At 73.4% G+C, this 22,447-nt stretch carries 23 protein-coding genes; 16 read left to right on the top strand and 7 right to left on the bottom strand.

Annotated elements, in window-relative coordinates; translation table 11 throughout:
- Nucleotides 1–373 precede the first annotated feature (373 nt).
- The gene (locus tag ACFWWU_RS30320) at nt 374–1,474 is read left to right on the top strand and encodes a hypothetical protein (RefSeq protein WP_384149977.1); all 1,101 of its coding nucleotides are present in this window, start codon (nt 374–376) and stop codon (nt 1,472–1,474) included.
- The gene (locus ACFWWU_RS30315; protein ID WP_384149974.1) at nt 1,440–1,931 is read left to right on the top strand and encodes a pyridoxal-phosphate dependent enzyme; all 492 of its coding nucleotides are present in this window, start codon (nt 1,440–1,442) and stop codon (nt 1,929–1,931) included. The genes ACFWWU_RS30320 and ACFWWU_RS30315 overlap by 35 nt, the downstream gene beginning before the upstream one ends.
- Before the next feature lie 23 nt (nt 1,932–1,954).
- Here the strand turns inward: ACFWWU_RS30315 and ACFWWU_RS30310 are convergent, their stop codons facing one another.
- A complete protein-coding gene (locus ACFWWU_RS30310; RefSeq protein ID WP_384149971.1) occupies nt 1,955–2,626 on the bottom strand; it encodes an NADPH-dependent F420 reductase in 672 nt (223 codons plus the stop codon).
- Nucleotides 2,627–2,723: 97 nt separating this feature from the next.
- Nucleotides 2,724–3,164: a hypothetical protein gene (locus tag ACFWWU_RS30305; protein ID WP_384149968.1), complete on the bottom strand. Its 441-nt coding sequence runs from the start codon at nt 3,162–3,164 to the stop codon at nt 2,724–2,726.
- An 87-nt stretch (nt 3,165–3,251) separates the two neighbouring features.
- Between ACFWWU_RS30305 and ACFWWU_RS30300 the strand changes: the two genes are divergently transcribed.
- A complete protein-coding gene (locus ACFWWU_RS30300; protein WP_384149965.1) occupies nt 3,252–3,779 on the top strand; it encodes a GNAT family N-acetyltransferase in 528 nt (175 codons plus the stop codon).
- Between the two features lie 11 nt (nt 3,780–3,790).
- Here ACFWWU_RS30300 and ACFWWU_RS30295 read toward each other — a convergent pair whose 3' ends face one another.
- Nucleotides 3,791–4,369, bottom strand: a complete 579-nt coding sequence (locus ACFWWU_RS30295) for a YdeI family protein (RefSeq protein WP_384150215.1) — start codon at nt 4,367–4,369, stop codon at nt 3,791–3,793.
- A gap of 187 nt (nt 4,370–4,556) precedes the next feature.
- Between ACFWWU_RS30295 and ACFWWU_RS30290 the strand changes: the two genes are divergently transcribed.
- Complete coding sequence (locus ACFWWU_RS30290; protein WP_384149962.1) at nt 4,557–4,865, top strand: LacI family DNA-binding transcriptional regulator; 309 nt, start codon at nt 4,557–4,559, stop codon at nt 4,863–4,865.
- Between the two features lie 100 nt (nt 4,866–4,965).
- Nucleotides 4,966–5,904, top strand: coding sequence for a carbohydrate kinase (locus ACFWWU_RS30285; protein ID WP_384149960.1), 939 nt, complete (start codon nt 4,966–4,968; stop codon nt 5,902–5,904).
- Here the strand turns inward: ACFWWU_RS30285 and ACFWWU_RS30280 are convergent.
- A complete protein-coding gene (locus tag ACFWWU_RS30280) occupies nt 5,882–7,171 on the bottom strand; it encodes an ATP-binding protein (protein ID WP_384149957.1) in 1,290 nt (429 codons plus the stop codon). The two genes, ACFWWU_RS30285 and ACFWWU_RS30280, sit on opposite strands and share 23 nt — an antisense overlap.
- Nucleotides 7,172–7,360: 189 nt before the next feature.
- Nucleotides 7,361–7,720: an SPW repeat protein gene (locus tag ACFWWU_RS30275; RefSeq protein ID WP_384149954.1), complete on the bottom strand. Its 360-nt coding sequence runs from the start codon at nt 7,718–7,720 to the stop codon at nt 7,361–7,363.
- Between the two features lie 307 nt (nt 7,721–8,027).
- Here ACFWWU_RS30275 and ACFWWU_RS30270 point away from each other — a divergent pair, with 307 nt between their 5' ends.
- Complete coding sequence (locus tag ACFWWU_RS30270) at nt 8,028–8,399, top strand: cupin domain-containing protein (RefSeq protein ID WP_384150213.1); 372 nt, start codon at nt 8,028–8,030, stop codon at nt 8,397–8,399.
- A gap of 66 nt (nt 8,400–8,465) precedes the next feature.
- Here the strand turns inward: ACFWWU_RS30270 and ACFWWU_RS30265 are convergent, their stop codons facing one another.
- The gene (locus tag ACFWWU_RS30265) at nt 8,466–9,437 is read right to left on the bottom strand and encodes a TauD/TfdA dioxygenase family protein (RefSeq protein ID WP_384149951.1); all 972 of its coding nucleotides are present in this window, start codon (nt 9,435–9,437) and stop codon (nt 8,466–8,468) included.
- A 552-nt stretch (nt 9,438–9,989) separates the two neighbouring features.
- Between ACFWWU_RS30265 and ACFWWU_RS30260 the strand changes: the two genes are divergently transcribed.
- From ACFWWU_RS30260 to ACFWWU_RS30215, 10 genes are all read left to right on the top strand, one after another.
- Nucleotides 9,990–11,219 (top strand): ROK family protein, encoded by a 1,230-nt coding sequence (locus tag ACFWWU_RS30260; RefSeq protein WP_384149948.1) that lies wholly within the window; start codon nt 9,990–9,992, stop codon nt 11,217–11,219.
- A gap of 76 nt (nt 11,220–11,295) precedes the next feature.
- Complete coding sequence (locus ACFWWU_RS30255) at nt 11,296–11,367, top strand: putative leader peptide (protein WP_329625827.1); 72 nt, start codon at nt 11,296–11,298, stop codon at nt 11,365–11,367.
- Nucleotides 11,368–11,705: 338 nt separating this feature from the next.
- Complete coding sequence (locus tag ACFWWU_RS30250; RefSeq protein ID WP_384149945.1) at nt 11,706–13,316, top strand: ABC transporter substrate-binding protein; 1,611 nt, start codon at nt 11,706–11,708, stop codon at nt 13,314–13,316.
- A 1-nt stretch (nt 13,317) separates the two neighbouring features.
- Nucleotides 13,318–14,262 (top strand): ABC transporter permease, encoded by a 945-nt coding sequence (locus ACFWWU_RS30245; protein WP_384149942.1) that lies wholly within the window; start codon nt 13,318–13,320, stop codon nt 14,260–14,262.
- A 5-nt stretch (nt 14,263–14,267) separates the two neighbouring features.
- Nucleotides 14,268–15,125, top strand: a complete 858-nt coding sequence (locus ACFWWU_RS30240) for an ABC transporter permease (RefSeq protein WP_384149939.1) — start codon at nt 14,268–14,270, stop codon at nt 15,123–15,125.
- The gene (locus tag ACFWWU_RS30235) at nt 15,122–17,020 is read left to right on the top strand and encodes a dipeptide ABC transporter ATP-binding protein (RefSeq protein ID WP_384149936.1); all 1,899 of its coding nucleotides are present in this window, start codon (nt 15,122–15,124) and stop codon (nt 17,018–17,020) included. The genes ACFWWU_RS30240 and ACFWWU_RS30235 overlap by 4 nt, the downstream gene beginning before the upstream one ends.
- A 107-nt stretch (nt 17,021–17,127) precedes the next feature.
- Nucleotides 17,128–17,970 carry a formylglycine-generating enzyme family protein gene (locus ACFWWU_RS30230; RefSeq protein ID WP_384150210.1) on the top strand — a complete coding sequence of 281 codons (843 nt, stop codon included), beginning with the start codon at nt 17,128–17,130 and terminating at the stop codon, nt 17,968–17,970.
- A complete protein-coding gene (locus tag ACFWWU_RS30225) occupies nt 17,967–20,282 on the top strand; it encodes an arylsulfatase (protein WP_384149933.1) in 2,316 nt (771 codons plus the stop codon). The genes ACFWWU_RS30230 and ACFWWU_RS30225 overlap by 4 nt, the downstream gene beginning before the upstream one ends.
- A 72-nt stretch (nt 20,283–20,354) precedes the next feature.
- Nucleotides 20,355–20,747, top strand: coding sequence for a DUF4440 domain-containing protein (locus ACFWWU_RS30220; protein WP_384149930.1), 393 nt, complete (start codon nt 20,355–20,357; stop codon nt 20,745–20,747).
- A 163-nt stretch (nt 20,748–20,910) separates the two neighbouring features.
- Nucleotides 20,911–21,057 (top strand): hypothetical protein, encoded by a 147-nt coding sequence (locus tag ACFWWU_RS30215; protein WP_384149927.1) that lies wholly within the window; start codon nt 20,911–20,913, stop codon nt 21,055–21,057.
- Here the strand turns inward: ACFWWU_RS30215 and ACFWWU_RS30210 are convergent.
- Nucleotides 21,048–22,259: a serine hydrolase domain-containing protein gene (locus tag ACFWWU_RS30210; RefSeq protein ID WP_384149924.1), complete on the bottom strand. Its 1,212-nt coding sequence runs from the start codon at nt 22,257–22,259 to the stop codon at nt 21,048–21,050. The two genes, ACFWWU_RS30215 and ACFWWU_RS30210, sit on opposite strands and share 10 nt — an antisense overlap.
- Nucleotides 22,260–22,447: the final 188 nt, after the last annotated feature.

The following is a 22,447-nucleotide window of genomic DNA, read 5'->3' as shown; positions in this document are numbered from 1 at the left end:
GCGCGGCGCGGCCACGTGGGAAAAGGAGGCCCGCACACGACTGTTGCACAGCCCGGGACACCTCGTAAGGGATTTGGCAACACTCGATCCGGTGGTGCATCTGACATATGCCAACGGCCCGACGATTATCGGACAGGCCGCGACGCGTTACGGTGCGGGGGTGGTGATCGACGACGGAAACGGCACGGTGGGCACGGATTCGGCGGGTACGCCGGTGCGGGAAACGAGCGTGCGTACGAGCACGCGGGCCGACGCGCGGCCCCGCGCGTATCCGGGTGCGGACATACATGCGGACGGGGGCGCGGACGCGCGCGGGGGCGCGCCGGGCGGGGCGGGAGCTCCGGGTGCGCAGGGTGCGCCGGGTGTGGCGACGGTGGGCACTGCGGTGCTGCTCGCGGCCGCGCCCGCCGGGCGGGGTCGCGCCATGGACGCCGCGTCCGTACTGCCGGTCCTCGCCGCCGTGCCGCCCGCCGTTCTCACCGGCACCGCCACCGCGACCGTCGTCGAACTCGCCGATCCACTGGACCCCCAGACCGTGCTCACCCGGCTGCGCGCGGCGGCGGCGAGCCCCGGCCCCCTCGTCGTCTTCCTCGCGGGCCAACTCCACCTCGACAAGCGGCAGTACCTGCCCCATCTCGCCCTGGCCCGCACCACCACGGCCACCCTGCGCTACACGGCCCTGCCCTGGCACTGGCTCGCGGGCGAACTCGGCGGCCGGCCCGCCGGCACCACGACCGTCGTCGCCGACCTCGCGGCGGACCCCGACGTCTGGCAGCGCCTCACCGCCGTACCGGACCTGCTGCTCCTGGGCCCCGGAGCGCACCTGTACGGGCGGGTGACCCCCGCCCCGCGCCGGGGCGAGCCCACGACCCCCGACTACCTCCGGGCCTGGGCGGAACTCTGGCGCGCCGGCGCCCGTCTGCCGCTCCCCGCGATGCACGCCGAAGCGTCCGTACGGGCGGGGGCCCGCGCGACCGTGCCGGAGGTGTTCCACCTGGCCCCCGCCCCGACCCACGCGTCCGTATCCGCGACCGCCGCGCCCCTCGCCGCACCCGCTCCGGTCGTCGCGCAGGACCCGCATCCCGCGATCCTCGCCGCCGCCATGGCCGGCCGGCACGGCGAGGCGGCCGCGGTGGCGGCGGCCTGGGAGAGCGAGGCCCTGCGCCACCACGGCCCCCGGTCCGCCGAGGCCGTGCACTGGACGGAGGTACGGGCCGACCTCGCCCGCCTCGCCGGCGAACCGGCCCGCAGCTGCGAACTGTGGCTGGCCGCCGCCGAGTCCAGGCTCGCCCTGCGGCAGCGGGCGGACGACCCCGACGTCGAGGCAGCCGTCGACCGGGCCCACCATCAGTGGGAACAGATCGGCGACCGCGCCAGAGCGGGCGCCCTCGGCCCCGCGCTCGTCGCCCTGCGAGAGCGGGTCCCCGGCCGCCGCCCGGGTGCCCTCGCCGCACTCCGACGCCGCATGGCCTGAACCGGCTCGCCGCGCCACCCGGAGCCGACACTCCACACGAAAGGTCACCGCACCCGCCGCGGCCGGAGCGCTCACCGAAGCCCTCCGCACCGGCCGGCCCGCCGCCCGGGTCCCTGTCGGGCCCACCCTCGCGTACGCCATCGACTGCGAGATCAGCAGCTACCGAGGCGTCGTCGCCGTACGGACGACCGGGGGAGCCGCACGCACCGTGACGGACGATCAAATGACGGCGGCCCGCGCGGAGTTGGCGACTCAGGGTCTGTGGTGCGAGGCCTCGGCGGCGGCCGGCCTCGCCGGTCTGCGGGCCCATGGGCCGCGCGAGACCGACGGTCCGGTGGTGTGCGTGGTCACGTCCAGTGGCTACAAGGACGTGGCCACGGCGACGGAGACGTACGAGCCGATGGCCCCGGACTGGCGGGCGATCAAGTCCGCTCTGACGGCTGCCAGGGCGGACTGACCTACCGGGAACGGGGCGGGGCGTCACGCGGCCCCGGTGTTCGCCCCGTCCGTCGTGGGCGGCACGAACCGGATGTTGAACCTGAAGTCGCCCGTCGCCAGGGCGATCCCCACGAACAGCAGGGCGAAGTGCTCCTGGCCCCGTGCGGTGACGATGCCGCCCAGGTCGAGCAGCGACTCGGCGGGCCAGCCCAGATCGGCCAGGAGGGCGCCCACGACGCGCTTGGCCTCGGCGTCCTCGCCGGAGAGGAAGACGGTGCTCGGGCCCTCCAGGGAGTCCGGTGCGACCATCACCTCGCGGTCGATCGTGCAGAGGGTCTTCACCACGCGGGTGTCCGGGAACGCCCGCTGGATCTCCTCGCCGAGGCTCACGACCTGGTGCGAGAGCGACTCGTCCTCCAGGAAGCCGACCGCGACGTCGAGGAGGACCTTCCCGGCGAGCGCCGGGGCCCCGATCGATTCGAGCAGGGCCACGGAGGCCGTGCCCGGGGTCGCGTTCACGAGGACCTCCGCGTGTGCGGCGGTCCCGGCGGGGTCGTCGACCCGTAACCCCGCCTGGAGAAGCTCCTTGACCCCGGTCAGGAGGTCTTCGTCCCCGGGTCGCCGTGACCCGAGGACGACATCGTGGCCCGCCCGCAACCACGCTGCGGCGAGGGTCCGTCCTACGTTGCCTGTTCCGAGAATTCCGATGCGCATAGTGATCACCCTGGCGTGCGGGGCGCCGCCCCCGCCTCGGCCGGGGGACCGTATCCGCGTCGGCCTATCGCCCTAAGCCGTGTCCGGAAAGTCCGGCTCAGGAGAGCGCCGGGTCGGTGAGGTCGAGGCGCAGTTCGTTTCCCCAGTCGTTGGTGAAGACGGCTGTCGCTCCCTCGTAGCGCACGCCCACGAAAGGATTCGAGTCGTACATGAAGGCCACCCAGCGCAAGGAACCGTCGGCGTCCAGGCGGGCGAGGTGGCCGATGTTGCCCATTCCGCCGCCGCCTCCGCGCAAGCGTCCCGACCCGTCCGGCAGCGGGCTCTCGAAGAAGTGGTCCACCTCGGCGGTGCCGTCCTCCTCGACGGCCTGGAGCACGTCGAACGGATCGCCGAGGCGGAAGGGGATCGGCTGCCGGGCGTCCGGGTGATACGCCCCCGGGCCCTCCCCGTGCACCTCCCTGCCGGTGTCGTCCGAGCGGTACAACCCGTCGCGGTACGGCATCTCCCCGGCCGCCCACAGCCGTACGACAGTCCCCACGCCCCCACCTCCACGCCGTTGATCCGAAGACGGAAACGCGCGGGACCACCGGTGTCGTTCCCGTGGGCGGCCTGAGAGGATCGGAACATGCCCGTCTCCCCGACCCCGGCCCCGACCACCACCGCCGCCACGGCGCAGCCCGCCCCCCTCACCACCGACCGGCTGCTGCTGCGGACCGTGCGCCGCGGTGACGTCGCGGCCGTGTCCCGACTGTGGACCGACCCGGAGGTGCGGCGCCATCTCGGCGGCCCCGTCACCGAGCCCGTCATCCGTATCCGGCAGCGGCGGATCGTCGGTGCGCCTGGTCTCCATGCCGTGATCCGGGTCGAGGACGACGTCCTGCTGGGGCTCGTCACCGTGGAGCCCGGCGCGCGGAACGGGGAGACGGAGGTGTCGTACCAGTTCCTGCCCGAGCACTGGGGGAGGGGCTACGCCCGGGAGGCCGTCGGCGCGGTCGTCGCGCGGGTCCTGGAAGACGCGCCGAGCGTGGTCGCCGTCACCCAGGAGGCGAACGACCGCTCGCGCCGCCTGCTGGAGGCCGTCGGCCTCGAGCACGTCGAGTCCTTCGTGGAATGGGACGCCCGCCAGGTCCTGTACCGGCTGCGCCGGGGCTGACCCGGCCGCGCTCAGCGGGGCCGCTCGCCCGCCGCGAGCGCCGCGATCGCCCGTGCGAGACGGGCCGCCCTCGTCTTCGCCGTACGCGCCTGCCACAGGCTCAGGATCACCAGGTAGCGGTCCGTCTTCCCCAGGGCCTCGAATGCCGCCGCGGCCCGCGGGTCCGCCGCCAGCGCGCCCGCCAGGTCGTCCGGGACGGTCGCGTCCTTCTGGGAGGGGTACGCGGCCTCCCACCGTCCGTCCGCCTGTGCCGCCCGCACCTCCGCGAGGCCCGGCTCGCGCATCCGGCCGGCGGCGATCAGCGCCTCGACCTGGCGCACGTTGACCTGGGACCAGAGACTGCGCTTCCGGCGAGGGGTGATCTTCTGCAGGTACGTGCGCTCGTCGCGCGTGATGCGCTTGCCGGTGATCCAGCCGTAGACGAGCGTGCCGTCGAGGATCTCGTCCGCCGTCGGCGAGGGGAGGTCCGTGCCCTTCTTGGCGAGCAGCAGCCAGATGCCCGGGGTGTCCCCGTGGTGCTTTTCCAGCCAGGCCTCCAGCTCCTGCCCGTCGCCGAACGCGATCACCGCGAGCCCCTCGACCGTTTCCACCGTCACCACCGGAAAACCCTTCCGCGTACCGCCGACACCACCGGCGAGTCCGCGGGCGGTCCTTCGTGAACAAGATATTGACAGCGGCCGGAAGACGGTCATAATTTGCGCGCAACGTCGTACTCACGCGCTACTCAGCGTGTAACCCGGAGATCGAACCGGGGCGATGATCCAGGGGAGGGGCGCCGTGGCAGCGAGCAGCGCCCGCAGCGTCACCATGAGCGCTGACGCCCGACGGGCGGGGGTCTCGCGCACGGCCGTCTCCTTCGTACTGAACGACCGCCCCGGAGTCGCCGTCCCGGACGAGACCAGGCGTCGCATGCAGACCGCGAGCGACGAACTCGGCTACCGGACCAACGCGCTCCTCTGCGGCAACGACCGGACGGCGATGGGCGCCAAGGGTGTGGAGATGCCGGCCGCCCTCGCGGCAGGACAGCCGCTCGACACCCGCGGGGCGACGCTCGACTGCCCGCCGCTCGAACGCTCGTCGGTCTGACCGCGTATCAACCGCCGCCCACATCGACGGCCACGCCGGCCCGAACGTCTTCGGCGGCCGGGCCGGCTACCAGGACACCTACGCCAAGGAGCTCTGACCCATGTCCTTCCTGGTGATCGGCGAGTGCGTCGCCGACATCGTCCGCGCCCCCGCCGGGTCCGGCGCCGCCGACCGCGTCCACCCGGGTGGCAGCCCCGCCAACGTCGCCTACGGCCTCGCCCGCCTCGGCGGGGACGTCACCCTGCTCACCCAGCTCGCCGACGACCCCTCCGGACGGCTGATCGAGGACCACCTGAAGGGCGCGGGAGTGCGGATCGCCCTCGGCGGCACCCCCGCGCGCACCCCGTCGGCCGTCGTGGGCCTCGACGACCGGGGACGGGCCACGTACGCCTTCGACATCGCCTGGACCCTGGAGGCCGGGAAACCGGCCGACGCGTCGCCCTCCCATGTGCACATCGGCTCGATCGCCGCCGTCACGGCCCCCGGTGCGGACACCGTGCTCGCCGAGACCGAGCGGCTCCGCGACCGGGCCACGGTGAGCTACGACCCCAACGTCCGACCGGAGTTGATGGGGGAGCACCCCGAGGCCGTCGCCCGGGTCGAGCGCTGCGTCGCCCTCAGCGACCTCGTCAAGGCGAGCGACGAGGACCTGGCATGGCTGTACCCCGGCGAGGACCCGCGGACGGTCGCGGCCCGCTGGTTGACCCTCGGCCCGGCCGTCGTCCTCGTCACCCGGGGTGCGGACGGCTCCCTCGCCCTCACCCGGCGCGACACCGTCGCCGCCGGGGCGCCGGCGGTCTCCGTCGTCGACACCGTCGGCGCGGGCGACTCCTTCATGTCCGCCGTCCTCGACACCCTCGCCGGCCAGGACCGGGCGGCGCTCGACGCCCTCTCGGCGGAGGAGCTCGCCGGGCTGCTCGCCCGGGCCGGCGCGGCGGCGGCCGTCACCGTCTCCCGGGCCGGCGCCCAGCCGCCCGACCGGGCCGAACTGGACGCCGCGCAGGAGGAGTTCGCTCTCAGATCCGGGCGTGCGTCGTGATGTCCGAGGCGAACTGCTCGACCATCGCGGGGGTGACCGTCGGGCGGCACTGCCCGATGGCCTCCAAATAGTCCGCCGTGCTCGCCCCGGGCGCGGGGCCGTCCGCGCCCCGGCCGCCGACCGCCACCAGGTCCCGCTCGAAGGAGGCCTGGGCGGCGATCCGGGCCGCGTGCTCGATGTCGGCCGGGGTGAACAGATCGCTCGCCAGGACGAGTTCGTCGATGTCGACGTCCGCCCTGCCGTCCGTGTAGCGGGCCCAGATCGCCGCCCGCGCCACCTTGTCCGGCGTGCCGATCGGGATGAGGTAGTCGAAGCGGCCGGGGCGCAGGAACGCCGGGTCGAGGGAGCGGATCGAGTTGGTGGCGCAGACGAGCAGCCGCTCGTCCCGCTCCCGGAAACCCGGTATCAGCTTGAGGAGTTCGTTGGTGACGCCGTGCATGCCGCCGGGCTGCGCGGGCTCCGAGCGGACCGGGGCGATCTCCTCGACCTCGTCGATGAAGACGAGGACCCGCTCCAGCTCGGCGATCCGCGCGAACGCGGACCGCAGGGCGGCGGCGAGGTTCCCCTCGTCGGCGAGGCGGGACGGCAGGATCTCCACGAACGGCCAGCCGAGCCGGGAGGCGATGCCCCGCGCGAACGTCGTCTTCCCGGTGCCGGGCGGACCGAAGAGGCAGACCGCGCGCGGTGGCCGCACCCCGTGCCGGGTGGCCCGCTCCGGCTCGGCGAGCGGCAGGACGACCCGGCGCTCGATGAGGTCCTTCTCCCGCTCCATCCCGGCGACCTTCGCCCACAGGTCGCCCGGGAGCAGCCGTCCGCCGAGGTCGTCGAGGAGCCCGGCGGCGGGCCCGTGCAGCGGCTCCACCTTCTCGAAGTACGCCACGGCCGGCTGCCGGGTGTACCCGGCGTTCAGCAGCCCCTCGCCGAGGAGCTCCTCCTCCGGCAGCACGTACGCGATCCGCCCCACGCGGGCCGCCACCAGCCGTCGCTCCAGCTCCACGAGAAGGGCGCTGGCCAGGCCGCGGCCGCGCCACGCCGAGGAGATCGCGATCCGCATCACCCAGGCCCGCTCGCCGGAGACGCAGGCGAGCGCGGCGCCGATGGGCGCGCCCTGGTGGACGGCGACCACGGCCGGCTGCCGCGAGGTGAGCGCCCCGATGCACTCGGCGAGCGAGAACACGGACTCCTGCCCGAGCTCGGCCGTGGTGTCGATCAGATGGACGACGGCCGCGAGATCGCTCTCGCGATAGTCGTGGATGTGCCAGTTCACCGGTGGTACCGCCCCTCGTTCGTGCCGATGCGGCGAGGCTAGGCGCGGCCGTGGCCACCGGTCGTGCGCCGCCGTGCACAAGGCGGTACGGGCGAACGCTCCGTACCGGCTCTATGCCGCCGCGGGGACACGGCGAACGGCGGCACCTCCACGGGTGGGAGCGCCGCCGTTCCGGGAGAGATCAGAACGTCACGTCCTTCTCTTGCTCATGAGCAGTCCGCCGGCCGTGAGGGCGAACAGGCAGACGCACGCACCGGTGATCACGTTGCTGAGGACGGTGCCGGTGTCGGGGCTCTGTCCGACCACCCACGGGGCGACGATCAGCCAGGCGCCCATCAGCAGGACGACGATGTTGAGGTCCTGCGACCGTTCCGGAGCCATCGACATGCACAGGCCGAGTACCGCGAGGGCGATACCGACGACCAGGTTCGTGATGGCGAGTGCGGGCTGGGTCGCGGAGAAGTGGACTGTCCACGCGGAGATCGCGGCGTAGATGCCGGCGAGGATCACGAGTTCCTCGACCGCCGCGACACCTCGGGTCTGGAGCATGCGGGAGTAACGATCCCGCATTTCCGGCGCATCGGGGTGTCCCGCGATATCACCGGGACGGTGAGAGACGTCGGCCATACGACTCGCCTCCTTTGGCGTCATACACGTCTGACCGCTTGTGTGGCAATCATGCCGCTGCTCTATTGTGCGCTTATCTGTCCTTTATGTGTAGATCTGCGTCATGGGGAAAGCGCACAGAATTCGCCCCGCCCATATGCCCGGAACCACCAAACGCGGGTGGGTCCGGCCGGCCCGGCGTAGCCTGGAAGTGGACTCGGGGTCAGGCCTTAGAGCGCCAGGAGACATGATGGCCGGCATCGTGCAGAAGAGCTTCGATTCAGCGGACGAGACCCGTCCCTTCGAGGACGGCAAGGGCAGGCTCGACCTGATCAACGCCGAGCGCGGAGCGGTCGGCCGCGCCGTGTTCGAGCCGGGTTGGCAGTGGTCCAAGCACGTGAAGCCGATCGCCGGCACCGACAGCTGCATGGCGTCGCACGTCGGATACATCGTCAGCGGCCGGATGAAGGTCGTCATGGACGACGGCGAGTCGGTGGAGTTCGGCGCCGGCGACTTCATGCAGGTCACGCCCGGGCACGATGCCTGGGTCCTCGGCGACGAACCCTGCATGGCCCTCGACTGGGTCGGCTTCGCCGACTACGCCCAGCCGTCCGGCTCCTGACGCCATACCCGGCGCGCCCCATGAGGCGCGCGCCGGGGTGGCACGCGCCCGGGCCTGTGGCTCCGCTCACACGGTGACGGGCTCCGCCGTCGACGCGCCGGAGGCGATGCCGAACGCCGGGTCCGGGACGGACGCGGGCGCGAGGAGGGCCGAGGCCGCACCGTCCACGCCGACCGGCACGTCGCCGTCGATGGTCACCCGGCGCAGCTTGCGCTCGTGGTCGTCGGAGTCGTCCACGCCGTAGTGCTGCGTGGCGCGGTTGTCCCAGATCGCCACGTCGCCGACCTGCCACTGCCAGCGCACGGTGTTCTCCGGGCGCTCGATGTGCGCCTGGAACAGCGCGAGCAGGGCGCGGGAGTCGGCGCCCGTGAGGCCGCTGATCCGCTGCACGAAGTTGCCGAGGAGGAGCGTGCGCTCGCCGGTCTCCGGGTGGACCCGCACGACCGGGTGCTCGGTGAGGTACTTCGTCGAGGCGAAGACCTCACGGAAGCGCGCGAGCTGCTCGGGCAGGACGCCCGGGCGCAGGGCCGCGTAGTCGTAGTCGTTGGAGTGCACGGCGCGCAGGCTGTCGGCGAGGGCGCGCAGCGGCTCGGGGAGCCTGGCGTACGCGGTCGCGGTGTTGGCCCAGAGGGTGTCGCCGCCGTACGGCGGAATGGTCACCGCGCGCAGGATCGAGAAGGCGGGGTACGCCGGCACGAAGGTGACGTCCGTGTGCCACTGGTTGGCCCGGGCGCCGTGGTCCGAGTCGATCGGGAAGGAGTAACGGCCGTCGACGGAGGGGACGGTGGGGTGCGCTACGGGGGTGCCGAGGAGCTTGCCGAAGGCCTCGTGGGCCTCCTCGTCCAGGTGGTCCTGGCCGCGGAAGAAGACGACCTTGTGCGCGAGGAGCGCGGCGCGGATCTCGGCGACGGTCCCGGCGGAGAGGTCGCCTCCCAGCCGGACGCCGGAGATGACGGCGCCGAGGCGGCCGCCGACCTTCTGGACGGTGACGGTGGCGGTGGTGGCGGCAGCGGTGGCGGTAGCGGTAGCGGTCGACATGGTGGTCCTTTCGGAGGTGGGCGAACGGGTTCCGGTATTAATTCCGGAGCGGAAGCAATGACGTGACGACGAGGGACGCGCCCGGTCTGGGGAGTCGCACGGGAGTGGAATGCGGGGTACGGGAGTGCCGGGTATGGGCGTACGGGGCATGGGCGTACGGGATTACGGCACACGAGCGCGGTGTACGGAGGCGGCGAGGTGCGCGCCGGGGCACGGGTGCGGGCGGCGAGCCCGGCACGCGAGAGGGTCGCGAGGATCAGGCGCCGGAGCCGGCGGGACACGAGGAGGTCGCGAACATGTCCCGGAGCCTCGCAGCGGCGGTCCCGGGACGTCAAGCGGTCGTCCGGGCCCCTGGCCGTGCCCCGTGATGGTTGAATCGGCGCCTGCCCGCCCCCGGCTCCCCTGATCTCCGTACCCCCGCGCAACCGTGCTGACCAGCGGCGATGCGGCGAACTCCGGAGGGGGCGGCCCGTACGGTCGGAGCCCCGACGGCCCCACCGCCGGTGGCGCCGCGAATTCACACCGCCGCAACAGTGACGCAGAGAGGCACCCATGACGACCACCTCCCACGGTCCCCGGATGGCGGGCGACGGCCGGCGCGAGGCCAACGCCGCCACCGTGCTGCGGACCGTGCTCGACCACGGTCCGGTCGCCCGAGGCGCCGTCGCCCGGCTCTCCGGCCTCAGCCCCGCCGCCGTCTCGCGCCAGGCCACCGACCTCACGCGGCTCGGCCTCCTGCGCGAACTGCCGGAACTGGCCGGAGGCGGGGGCGTGGGACGCCCGCAGATCCCCGTCGACCTGCACATCGGCGCCTCCGGCGGACCGGTCGTCGGCGGCGTCCACCTCGGCGTCCCCAGCTCGACGTTCGGCCTGGTCGACCTGCGCGGCCGGGTCCTGGCCCGGCGCACCCACCCGCACGACGGCACCGCGCCGGACGGCGTGCCCACCGCCGTCGGCCGCGCGCTGCGCGGCTTCCTCGACGAGCACACCCAGGGGCGCCCGCTGCTCGGGGTCGGCGCCGCCGTCGGCGGCTGGGTGGACCCCGCGGAGGGGGTCGTCGTCCGCCACGACGCCTTCGGCTGGCGCCGCCGTCCGCTGGCCGCGGAGCTCGCTCGGGGCCTCGGCGGGCACACCGTACGGCTCGACAACCACGCCCGCTCCATCGCCCAGTCGGAGATCCTCTTCGGGCGGCCCGCGGCCCGGCGCAGCCTCGTCCACCTCTTCATCGGCAACGTCGTCGACGCGGCCGTCGGGCTGGCCGGGATCGTGCATCAGGGCCCCGGATCGGCGGCCGGCGACGTGGCGCACCTGCCCGTCCCGGACTCCACCGTCCCCTGCCCGTGCGGGCGTTCGGGCTGCCTGGAGGCGACCGCCTCGAACACCGCGCTCGGAGCCACCGCCGTGCGACGCGGGATCGTCCCCGAGCCCGACACGTTCCTCGTCGTGGACGCGGCGGCGGCGGGGGACCGGCGCGCCGACCGGCTGCTGCGCGAGCGGGCGCGGGCGGTGGGCCGCGCCGTCGCGCTGCTCCTCGACGTCCTGAACCCGGATCTGGTCGTCGTGACCGAGCACTCCAGCGTCCTCGACCCTGACTACCTGGAGGAGATCCGCGGGGCTGCGATCGACCTCTCGCACGTCTGCGACGACCCCGAACGCATCGTCAGTCCACATGCCGGACCGGCCACGCTGCCTGTCGCGGCGGGCACTGTTCTGCTGAATCCCCTGTTCAGAAGGCCTCTCCAGACGGTCGACGAGCTCCTCGCCGAGGGCGGCGCGAAGTGACGTCGTCTCAGAATGCGGGCACAGCCGGTTGACCGCCTCGCGGAGCCGCTGTCATATTGCTCCCGTGAATCCGGACATGCGCCTCATCTCCCGCAGGCACGTCGACCTCTGTCGACAGGCCAGTGCGGTCTGTGCCGTCCGCGTCTGAACCTCTGCGTCGGGCGTGGAACCGATCGCCCCGCCGGGTCCGCTGACGCCGTCCCGGACGCGCTGAACTTCCCCCGGCTTCCCTGACTTTCCGGTTCTCCGGCCTTCTGGCCTTCCGGCATCCCGGCGCGCCCGGTCGCTCAGGCGCCCCGGCCGGCCACATCGCCGTACCCCGCTGTACTGCGTCGTCCCGCGCCGTACCGCCGTATCGCCGCACCCCGTCCCGTACCGCTCCCGCTCATTTCCCGTGCCCCGCACACCCGGTGCCGCCATTTCTCCCGCAGCGGAAGGAATGGCCGCGCCCCGCGGGCCTCCGACCCCTTTCACAGGCAGGCAACGATGACCGAGTCGTACCCCACCACGCCCTCCGCTCCCACCCGGCGCACCACCCTGCGCGCCGCGGGCGGCGGCGCCCTGCTCCTCGGGCTCGGTCTCGCGGGCTGCCGCTCGGCGGTCTCCGAAGCCGACGCCCCGTCGGGCGAGGCCGGCGCGGCGGGCAAGGCGAGTGCCGAGCCCCGGCGCGGCGGCACCCTCACCGTCGCCGTCAACGCGGACTTCACGCCCAGTCTGCTCTTCGCGCAGAGCGCCCAGTCGCTCCAGCAGCGGCTCATCTACAACACCCTCACCCGCTACGACGACCGGCTGAAGCCGCAGCCGGAACTCGCCACCTCCTGGGAGTACGCGAAGGACGGCCGCGCCATCACGCTCGCGCTGCGCACCGACGTCACCTTCCATGACGGCCGCCCCTTCACCGCCGACGACGTGATCTTCGCGCTGAAGAACCTTCAGAACCCGCTTCGCGCCGCCCAGTTGAGGGCCACGGCCGCCGCCGTCACCGGCTTCGAGAAGCGCGGTGACCACGAGCTGGTCCTGAAGCTCGCCCACCCGGTGAACAACCTCTTCGACCTCTTCGAGTTCATGATCATCACCGATCGAACCAGCGTCGAGGACGCCGTCGCCGGCAAGAAGCTCAACGGCACGGGACCCTTCAGGCTGACCAAGTGGAGCCCCGGCTCCGGGCTCAGCCTCAGCCGCAACGAGACGTACTGGCAGCCCGGCCGGCCCTACCTCGACGGCGTCGAGCTCCGCGTCGTGCCGCAGGCCGACGCGCTCCTCTCCTCCCTCAGGACCGGGCAGTCCCAGCTCTCCTTCAGTGTCCCCGGCAAGAACCTCGCCGTCATCGCCGCCACCCCCGAGCTCGCCATCAGCGAGTACTCCACGGGCGGCGGAGCCGTGTACCTCGGCGTCAACACCACCGTTGCCCCGCTGAACGACAAGACCGTCCGGCAGGCCCTCGCCTGGGGCGTCGACCGCGAGCGGATCCTCAAGCAGGTCCTCGGCGGCTACGGACTCGCCTCCGCCACCCCCTGGCCCAAGTCCTCGCCCGCCTTCACCGAGGCCGGCCGCACCCACTACACGCACAACCCCGGCAAGGCCCGCGAGCTCCTCAAGTCCGCCGGACACACCCGGCTCGATCTGCCCCTGCTCCACGTGAACCTGCCCGGCGAGACGGCGGTCGCCGAGGCCGTCCAGTACGACCTCCGGCAGATCGGCGTCCACGTCACGCTCCAGCCCACCGATTCCGCCGCCGCCCAGAAGAACCTCATCTCCCAGAACATGCCCGGACTCTGGACGATGAGCCACGGCTTCGCCCAGGTCCAGCCTTCCACCCTCGCCGTCAGCGCCTACCCCTTCAACGAGGCCAGGAACACCTCCAAGTACCGCTCCGCCGCCTACACGAAGGTCGTCCGCGAGGCCTGGACCGCGCCCGCCGACGGCGCCCGCGCCAACACCCTCCGGCAGCAGATCACCGACACCCTCCTCGACGAGGCGTTCATCATCGACCTCGCCATCCGGGGCGCCGTCCAGGTCTCCGCCAGGAAGCTCCACGGCGTCACGCTCAACAAGTTCTCCTACCTCAACCTCGACGACGCCTACCTGGCGGGCTGAGATGCACGGCTATCTGCTGCGGAGGCTCCCCTCCGCCCTCCTCGTCCTCCTCCTCGCCTCCTTCCTCGTCTTCGCCGTCCTCCGGCTGGTCCCCGGCGACCCCGCGGCCGTCCTCGCAGGACCCGACGCGAGCGCCGAGGCCGAGGCCGCCATCCGGGCCCGTCTCGGCCTCGACGACCCCCTGCCCGCCCAGTACGCGCGGTGGATCGGCGGCCTCCTCACCGGCGACCTCGGACCCTCCTACGCGATCGGCGGCCAGACCGCCGACCTGATCGCCGACGGCGTCGGCGCCACCGTCGAACTCACCCTCGGCGCCCTGCTGTTCGTCGTCGTCCTCGGCGGCTTCTTCGGCATCGTCGGGGCGACCTCCCGCAACCGCTGGCTCCGCGGCACCGTACGGATCCTCACCACCGGAGCGCTCGCCGTACCGCCCTTCGTCACCGGCGTCCTCCTCGTCCTCCTCTTCGCCGTCCTCCTCGGCGTGCTGCCCCCGGGCGGCCGCGTCCCGCTCCTCACCGCACCCGACCTCGGCGTCCAGTACCTGCTGCTGCCCGCGCTCTGCCTCGCCCTGCCCAGCGCCGCCGTCCTCGGCCGCTACCTGGAGGACAGCATCGGCCGCGCCCTCGCCGAGGACTACGTGCGCACCGCCACCGCGGCCGGCATCGCGCCCCGGCGCCTGCTCTGGCGCCACGCCCTCCCGAACGCCCTCCCGCCCGTCGTCACCCTCCTGGGCATGCAGACCGGCCACCTCCTCGGCGGCGCCGTCCTCGTCGAGGCGATCTTCGCCTGGCCGGGCCTCGGCCAGCTCGCCGAACAGGCCCTGGTCCGCCGCGACTACCCCGTCGTCCAGGACCTCCTGCTGCTCCTCGTCACCGTCTTCGTCCTCGTCCAGCTCGTGACCGACCTCGTCCACGCCTGGCTCGACCCCCGGATCAGGTGGGAGTGACCGCCATGACCACCCTCGCAGCGGCCAAGCCGCCCCTCGCCCGACGGCCCCGCCATCCCTACCGGGCCGCCCTCGCCACCGCCCGCGGCCGTACCGGCCTCGCCCTTGTCGGTCTGGTCGTCCTCGCCGGGCTCCTCGCCCCGCTCCTCTCCGGCCACGGCCCCACCGACCAGAGCGCCCTCGCGGTCGCCGGGCCCGGCACCCCGGGCCACCCGCTCGGCACCGACGACCTCGGCCGCGACCTCCTCTCCCGCCTCCTGTACGGCATCCGCGCGGACCTCGGCATCATCGCCGTCGCCGTACCGCTCGGCGCCGCCCTCGGCTGCCTCCTCGCCCTGGCGGCGGCCACCCACCCGGTCGCGGACACCGTCGTCCAGCGCGCCTTCGACCTGGTCCTCGCCTTCCCCGGACTGATCCTGGCGCTCGCAGTCACCGCGATCCTCGGCCCCGGCCGGCTGCCCGTGATCCTCGTCATCGCCCTCGCGGAGATCCCCGTCTTCGGACGGCTCCTCCGCACGGGCATCCTCGTCCAGCGCGGCCGGGAGTACGTGACGGCCGCCCGCGTCGGCGGCACCTCCGGCGGCCGCATCCTCACCCGGCACATCCTGCCCAACGCCGCCGACCCGCTCGTCGTCCAGCTGGCCGTCTCCCTCACCGTCGCCGTCTTCATCGAGGGCGCCATGAGCTTCCTCGGCGTGGGAGTCCGGCCACCCGAACCCACCCTGGGCGCCGTGCTCAGCCAGTCCATGCCCTACCTCGCCCAGGCCCCGCACTTCGCCGCGGGACCGCTCGTGACCGTGACCGCGCTCGTCCTCGGCCTCTCCCTGACCGCCGAGGCACTGAACCGGGAGATACGCCGATGACCAGCCCGCCGCTCCTCGAAGTCCAAGGCCTGGAGGTGGAGTTCACCACCCCCGACGGCGGGGCGCTGCACGCCGTACGGGACGTGTCCTTCACACTCCGCCGGGGCGAGACGCTCGCCGTCGTGGGCGAATCGGGCTCCGGCAAGTCCACCACCGCCCTCGCCCTGCTCCGGATGCTCCCCGGCACCGGCCGGATCAGCGGCGGCTCCGTCCGGCTCGACGGGCAGGACCTCACCACCGCCGACGAGTCCGCGCTGCGGGCCGTGCGCGGAGCCCGTATCGGCATGGTCTTCCAGGACCCGATGACGGCCCTCAACCCCGTCCTCACCGTCGGCCGCCACCTGGACGAGGTGCTCCGCGCCCACGACGACCGGGCCACGTCCAGGGCCCGCCGCGACAAGCCCGTCCACCCCGACAGGCCCGCCCGCCGCGACAAGGCCGCCCGGCGTGCCCGGGCCGTCGAGCTGCTCCGCCTCGTCGGCATCCCCGACGCCGAGCGCCGCCTCGACGACCACCCGCACCAGTTCTCCGGCGGCCAGCGCCAGCGCGTGCTCATCGCCATGGCCCTCGCGGGCGAACCCGACATCCTCCTCGCCGACGAACCCACCACCGCCCTCGACGCCACCGTCCAGGACCAGATCCTCACCCTCCTCGGCGACCTCACCCGCACCACCGGCACCGCGCTCGTCCTCATCACCCACAACATGGGCGTGGTCGCCCGCGCCTGCGACCGAGTCCTCGTCATGTACGGCGGCACCGTCGTCGAGGACGGCCCCACCGCCGAGGTCCTGTCCCACCCCCGCCACCCCTACACCGCCGGCCTCCTCGCCGCCGTACCCCGGCTCTCCGCCCCCTCCGGCACCCGGCTCACCGGCATCCCCGGCACCCCGCCCGACCTCTCCCTGCCCGTCGCCGGCTGCGCCTTCGCGGCCCGCTGCGCCCTCGCCGAGAACCGCTGCCACACCACCACCCCGCCGCTCACCGCCGTCACGGAGACCGTCCACGCCGCCTGCCTGCCCGCCGCCGAGCGCACCGTGCCGCTGCCGCCACCCCCGCCGCCCGTCCGGATCGACCGGCCCGCACCCGGCGCCGTCGTCCTGGCAGCCGAGGGCATCGTCAAGACCTACCGGGGACGCGGGGCGCGAGGCCGCCGCTTCACCGCCCTCGACGGCGTCTCCCTCACCCTCGCCGCGGGCGAGACCCTCGGCATCGTCGGCGAGTCCGGCTCCGGCAAGTCCACCCTCGCGCGCGTCCTCGCCCACGCCCATCCCGCCGACGGCGGCCGGATCCTCCTCGACGGCCGGGACGTCACCCGCCCCGGCCGGGCCGCGCTGCACTCCGTACGCCGCCGCGTCCAGATGGTCTTCCAGGACCCGTACGCCTCGCTCAACCCCCGCATGACCGTCGGGGAGATCGTCGCCGAACCGCTGCGCGCCTTCGGGACCGTCGCCCCGGGGGAGCGCGCCGCGCGCGTCGCGGAACTCCTGCGGCTCGTCGGGCTCGACCCGGCCGCCGCCGACCGGCACCCGCGCTCCTTCTCCGGCGGTCAGCGCCAGCGCGTCGGCATCGCCCGCGCCCTCGCCCCCGAACCCGCCGTCCTCATCTGCGACGAACCCGTCTCGGCGCTCGACGTCTCCGTCCAGGCCCAGATCGTCGGCCTCCTCACCGACCTCCAGCGCGACCTGGGCCTCGCCCTCGTCTTCATCGCCCACGACCTGGCCGTGGTGCGCCAGGTCAGCCACCGCATCGCCGTCATGCACGAGGGCCGGATCGTCGAGACCGGACGCGCCGACGAGCTGTGCGAGCACCCCCGCGACCCGTACACCCGCGCGCTCCTGGCCGCCGCGCCCGAACCCGTACCCGTCCGGGTACCCGCCGGGGCGGTGTCCGCGTGAGCACCTGCTGCACCCCGGGACGCGGCTGTACGGGGGACGCCGGCGCCGCCCGCGCCGTCGCTCCGCTGCCCCTGCCGACCGTACGGGCCGCCCCGCCGCCCCGCCCCATGGTGGAACTGCCCGGCGGCACCTTCCGCATGGGCGACGCCTTCGGCGAGGGCTACCCGGCCGACCACGAGGGACCCGTACGGGAGGTCACCGTCGAGCCCTTCGCGATCGACGCCACCGCCGTCACGAACGCCCGGTACGCGGAGTTCGTCGAGGCCACCGGGTACCGCACCGACGCCGAACGCTTCGGCTCCTCCTTCGTCTTCCACCTCCTGCTCCACCCCGCCGCCGCGGGCCACGTCCTCGGCCGGGTCCCACAGGCCCCCTGGTGGCTGGGCGTCACCGGAGCCGCCTGGCACGCCCCGGAAGGGCCGGGCTCAGGCCTGGAAGGCCGCGCCGACCACCCCGTCGTCCACGTCTCGTACGACGACGCCCTCGCCTACTGCGACTGGGCGGGCGTCCGGCTGCCCACGGAGGCCGAGTGGGAGTACGCGGCCCGCGGCGGCCTCGCCGGCGCCCGCTACCCGTGGGGCGACGACTTCACGCCCGGCGGCGAGGCGAGGTGCAACACCTGGACCGGCGACTTCCCGCACCGCTCCGACCGGCCCGGCGGACGCGTCGGCACCGTGCCCGTCACCGCGTACGCCCCCAACGGCCACGGCCTGTACAACACCTCCGGCAACGTCTGGGAGTGGTGCCGGGACACCTTCCGCCCGGGCGACGCCGGCCGGCCGGCCGAGCGCGTCATCCGCGGCGGCTCCTACCTCTGCCACGCCTCCTACTGCAACCGCTACCGGGTCGCCGCCCGCTCCCACAACACCCCCGAATCCTCGACCGGCCACGGCGGATTCCGCACCGCCCGCTCGCTTCCCCCGCACCCGGAAGGACCCGCCCCCGCATGAGCACCGCACCCCGCCGCGACCCCTACGAAGGCTTCCCCGGCCGCGTCGGCCGCACCTTCGCCGAGTCCGAACCCGCCTGGCCCAGCCGTACGACCCCGCCGGCCAAGGCCCCCAACATCGTCGTGGTCCTCGTCGACGACATGGGCTTCAGCGACATCGGGCCGTTCGGCTCCGAGATCCCCACACCGGTCCTCGACGGCCTCGCCGACGACGGCGTACGGCTCACCAACTACCACACCATGCCGCTCTGCTCACCCGCCCGCGCCGCCCTGCTCACCGGCCTCAACCCGCACCGCGTCGGCTACGCCATGGTCGCCAACGCGGACCCCGGCTTCCCCGGCTACGGCATGGAGGTCGCCGACGACATCCCCACCCTCGCCGAACTCCTCCACGACGCCGGCTACGCCACCTACGCCGTCGGCAAATGGCACCTCGTCCGCGACTCCGCCTCCAACGCCGCCGACGACCGCGCCAACTGGCCGCTCCAGAAGGGCTTCGACCAGTACTACGGCGTCCTGGAAGGTCTCACCAGCCTCTTCCACCCGCACCAGCTCGTCCGGGACAACAGCCCCCTCGACATCGACGAGTTCCCCGACGACTACTACTACACCGACGACCTCACCGACCAGGCGATCTCCATGGTGACGTCACTGCGCGCCCACGACCCGGACAAGCCGTTCCTCCTCTACCTCGCCCACAACGCCGTCCACGGCCCCCTCCAGGCCAAGCCCGCGGACATCGCCCGCCACCGCGGCCGTTACGACGACGGCTGGGACACCCTGCGCGAGCGCCGCTTCGCCGCCCAGCTCGCCGCCGGACTCTTCCCGCCCGGCACCGAACTCCCCGAACGCAACAGCGAGGCCGGCCTCGACGTCCCCGCCTGGGCCTCTCTGACGGAGCATCAGCAACGTCTCTACGCCCGCTACATGGAGGTCTACGCGGCCCTCGTCGACAACATCGACCAGAACCTCGGCCGACTCACCGACACCCTCGCCGCCCTCGGCGAACTCGACAACACCATCATTGTCTTCACCTCCGACAACGGCGGCACCGGCGAGGGCGGACCGGAGGGCACCCGCTCCTACTTCAGCCGCTTCGTCCACCACCCCCGCCTCCCCGGCGACTGGGACCCCGACGTCGACCGCGACCCCGAACTCATCGGCGGCCCCCGCAGCCTCGTCCACTACCCCCGCGGCTGGGGCATGGCCTCCAACACGCCCTTCCGCCTCTACAAGGGCCACACCTACGCGGGCGGCGTCCGCGTCCCCTTCGTCCTCTCCTGGCCCGAAGGAGCACGGGACGGCAGGCTCGCGACAGGGCTGCGCCCCCAGTACCAGTACGTCACCGACATCGCCCCCACCCTCCTCGAACTCGCGGGTCTGGCCCGGCCGGAGAGCCGCCGCGGCATCCCCCTCCAGGAACCCGACGGCATCAGCTTCACCCCCGTCCTCGCCGACCCCGCCCACGAGTCGACCCACCCCGAGCAGCACTGCGAGATGACCGGCAACCGCAGCCACTACCGCGACGGCCGCAAACTCGTCACCCTCCACCGGCCCGGCACGCCCTACGACGACTCCGAATGGGCCCTGTACGACATCCGCACCGACCCCACCGAGATCCACGACCTCGCCAGCGAACAGCCCGAAGTGGTCAAGGAGTTGTCGGCGGCCTGGGAGGAGGCCGCCTGGCGCAACGGCGTCTTCCCGCTGCCCGACCACAGCGGCGCCCTCGCCCGCCGCAACCCCGCCGAGGAACGCCTCACCCGCCCCGTCACCCTGCTCCCCGGCACCCCGGAGCTGGAGCGCTACCGCTCCTCCCGGCTCGTCTCCCTGCGGTCCTTCGAGGTCGCCGTGGCCGTCGAGGAGACCGGCGACGGCGTCCTCGTCTCCCACGGCGACCAGGGCGGCGGCTACAGCCTCTACATCGAGAACGGCCGGCTGACCTTCGCGTACAACGAGTACGGCCGCCTCCACGAGACCGACGCGGGCCCCCTCGCCCCCGGCCCGCACGAGATCTTCCTCGTCGCCACGGCCGAGGAGGGCCTCCGCTGGCGGTTCACCGTGCTCGTGGACGGCGAGCACCGCGCCGCCCCCGACAGCGTCCACCAACTCGTCGGCATGGCCCCCTTCCAGGGCATCAGCGTGGGGATCGACCGCAAGTCCCCCGTCTCCTGGCCCCTCTTCGCACGTCACCGCTCCTTCCGCTTCACCGGCAGACTCCGCTCCGTCACCTACCGGCCCGGAGCACCGGGCCCCGACGCACCCGAGGCCGTCGCGGCGGCGCTCAAGGAGGCGGCGGCGGCCTTCGAGTGACGGCAGGCGGCGGGGGCGGGCCCGGGGCGAAATTCCCGGGACTCACCCCGCCCGACCAGCCACACTGGCCCCATGACCCAGGACCCCGACATCGCCGAGGCCATCGCGGGCGAACTGCGCCTGCTGGACCCGGCCGTACGCGCCTCCCGCGCCCTCGCCACCGAACTCCTCGACCCCGAGTTCGTCGAGGTCGGCGCCTCCGGCCGCCGCTGGACGTACGAGGAGATGCTCGCCGCGCTCCCCGAGCTGACCGGCAGCGCGGAGAACGGCCCGCGCCACGAACCCGACGCCATCGCGGGCGCGGTGCTCGCCCCCGGAGTCGTCCACCTCACGTACGCGTGCGCATACGACGGCCGTCGAGTCCGCCGCAGCTCCCTGTGGCGGCGCGATCCCGGAGCGGCGGCAGACGCGCCCCTGCGGATGTACTACCACCAGGGGACGCCCGTACCCGAAGAATCCCGATGACGCCCCGCGTGCTCGGCCCGGCGGCACTGGCGTACCTCGCGCCGGAGGTCTTCCGCCGGACAGGGGCGTCCCCGCCGCCGGTTACCGGGAGTGGACCCTGCGGACCGCCCACCTCAGTGTGCTGACCGCGCCGGCCGCACGGGGACGCGGGCTCGCACGGACCGTGGCATCGGCGGCGGTCGCCCACGCGATCGCCGCCGGACTGCTGCCGCAGTGGCGCGCCCGCCCCCACTCCTCGCGGCGGGTCGCCGCCGCACTGGGCTTCGAGGAACTGGGCGCGCAACTCTCCGTCGAGCTCGCTCAGGACTGACGCGGGGTGATGTTGCCTCCGTCGTAGACGTTGTCCGGGGTGACGATCTGCGTGACCGCCCGGGCGAGCAGCGTCGACGGCTCCTGGTCGGCGACGCGGCGGGCGTCCGTGTTGAGCATGAGGACCAGGGTGGCCTTCTGCGAGGGCAGGTAGACGGTCACGGTCTCGTACCCCGGCAGCGAGCCGTTGTGCCCGATCCAGCCCTCGGTCTCGAAGATGCCGAGGCCGTAGGTGGTGCCGGGGAAGCCGGTCGGCAGCGTCCTGAGCCGCTGTGCCTGGGTCTCCGGGCTGAGCAGCTTCCCGGTGGCGACGATCTCGGCCCAGTGACGCAGGTCCTGCAGGTTCGAGATCATCGCCCCGGCCGCCCAGGCCCAGCTCGGGTTCCAGTCCGTGGCGTCCTCGATCTTGCCGCTCAGCGTCTGGTCGGTGTACCCGTGCGAGTGCGGCTCGGGGAACTCGGCCCCCTCCGGGAACAGCGTGTGGAACAGGTGGGACGGGCGCAGCACCCGGTTGCGGATGACGTCCCGGAGCGGCTGGCCGGTGACCTTCTCGATCACCAGGCCGAGCAGGACGAGGTTGGAGTTGGAGTACTCGAACTGGGCGCCTGGCTTGAAGGTGTTCTTGTGCTTCATGCCGTACGCGAGCAACTGCTCCGGGGTGTACGTCCGCTGGGGGTCGCTCAGCAGGTCGTGGACGAACTCCGCGTCGGCGGTGTACGGGAACAGGCCGCTGCGCATCCCGGCGAGCTGGCGGAGCGTGATCCGGTGGCCGTTGCGCACGTGGGGGACGTACTTCGCGATCGGGTCGTCGAGGCCGACCCGGCCGTCGTCGACGAGCTGGAGCAGCGCGGTCACCGTGAAGGTCTTGGTCTCGCTGCCGATCCGGATGTACGAGTCGGCGGACATGGGCTCGCGGGTCACCGTGTCGGCGACGCCGGTCGCGCGGACGTAGCTCCCCTTGCCCGGCATCCACACGCCGACGACGACGCCGGGGATGCCCGCCTGCTTGCGGACGTCCTCGATGGCCTTGTCCAGCCGCGCGTTCACCTCGGGGCCGAGACCGCCCGGCGGGCAGTCGTCCTTGTCGTACCGGTCGACGCTCGCGGCGTGGACCGCAGGGGCCGGGGCCAAGGCCGTCGGGGCCAGCACGGACGCCACGAGCAGCGCCGCGGCGAACAGACGTCGGGTGGGGGTGCGTCGCATGTCGGGGGCGCCTCTTCCAGGTCGGGGAACAGGCAGCCACATCACCACCCGGAACCCTGCCGGAGGCCTGCGTCCGAGGAGCGCCCCATCGAGTCCACTCGTTCGGCGCCGCACGGATCGCTGAGGCGGCCCTGACCGGTAGGTCCCGAGCGCGTGCTCGGCTCGCGCCCGGCCCGTACCTCGTTCGC

This window comes from Streptomyces sp. NPDC058650 (assembly GCF_042717315.1).
GTDB lineage: Bacteria > Actinomycetota > Actinomycetes > Streptomycetales > Streptomycetaceae > Streptomyces.
This window is presented reverse-complemented; position numbering and strand designations above follow the sequence as displayed.

Bases quoted from the DNA above. Each gene is read 5' to 3' on its own strand.
- ACFWWU_RS30220 (WP_384149930.1), top strand. From the start codon at position 20,355: ATGACCCAGGACCCCGACATCGCCGAGGCCATCGCGGGCGAACTGCGC.
- ACFWWU_RS30250 (WP_384149945.1), top strand. From the start codon at position 11,706: ATGACCGAGTCGTACCCCACCACGCCCTCCGCTCCCACCCGGCGCACC.
- ACFWWU_RS30225 (WP_384149933.1), top strand. From the start codon at position 17,967: ATGAGCACCGCACCCCGCCGCGACCCCTACGAAGGCTTCCCCGGCCGC.
- ACFWWU_RS30275 (WP_384149954.1), bottom strand. From the start codon at position 7,720: ATGCTCCAGACCCGAGGTGTCGCGGCGGTCGAGGAACTCGTGATCCTC.
- ACFWWU_RS30310 (WP_384149971.1), bottom strand. From the start codon at position 2,626: ATGCGCATCGGAATTCTCGGAACAGGCAACGTAGGACGGACCCTCGCC.
- ACFWWU_RS30210 (WP_384149924.1), bottom strand. From the start codon at position 22,259: ATGCGACGCACCCCCACCCGACGTCTGTTCGCCGCGGCGCTGCTCGTG.
- ACFWWU_RS30235 (WP_384149936.1), top strand. From the start codon at position 15,122: ATGACCAGCCCGCCGCTCCTCGAAGTCCAAGGCCTGGAGGTGGAGTTC.
- ACFWWU_RS30300 (WP_384149965.1), top strand. From the start codon at position 3,252: ATGCCCGTCTCCCCGACCCCGGCCCCGACCACCACCGCCGCCACGGCG.
- ACFWWU_RS30270 (WP_384150213.1), top strand. From the start codon at position 8,028: ATGGCCGGCATCGTGCAGAAGAGCTTCGATTCAGCGGACGAGACCCGT.
- ACFWWU_RS30285 (WP_384149960.1), top strand. From the start codon at position 4,966: ATGTCCTTCCTGGTGATCGGCGAGTGCGTCGCCGACATCGTCCGCGCC.
- ACFWWU_RS30230 (WP_384150210.1), top strand. From the start codon at position 17,128: ATGGTGGAACTGCCCGGCGGCACCTTCCGCATGGGCGACGCCTTCGGC.
- ACFWWU_RS30260 (WP_384149948.1), top strand. From the start codon at position 9,990: ATGACGACCACCTCCCACGGTCCCCGGATGGCGGGCGACGGCCGGCGC.
- ACFWWU_RS30240 (WP_384149939.1), top strand. From the start codon at position 14,268: ATGACCACCCTCGCAGCGGCCAAGCCGCCCCTCGCCCGACGGCCCCGC.
- ACFWWU_RS30245 (WP_384149942.1), top strand. From the start codon at position 13,318: ATGCACGGCTATCTGCTGCGGAGGCTCCCCTCCGCCCTCCTCGTCCTC.
- ACFWWU_RS30265 (WP_384149951.1), bottom strand. From the start codon at position 9,437: ATGTCGACCGCTACCGCTACCGCCACCGCTGCCGCCACCACCGCCACC.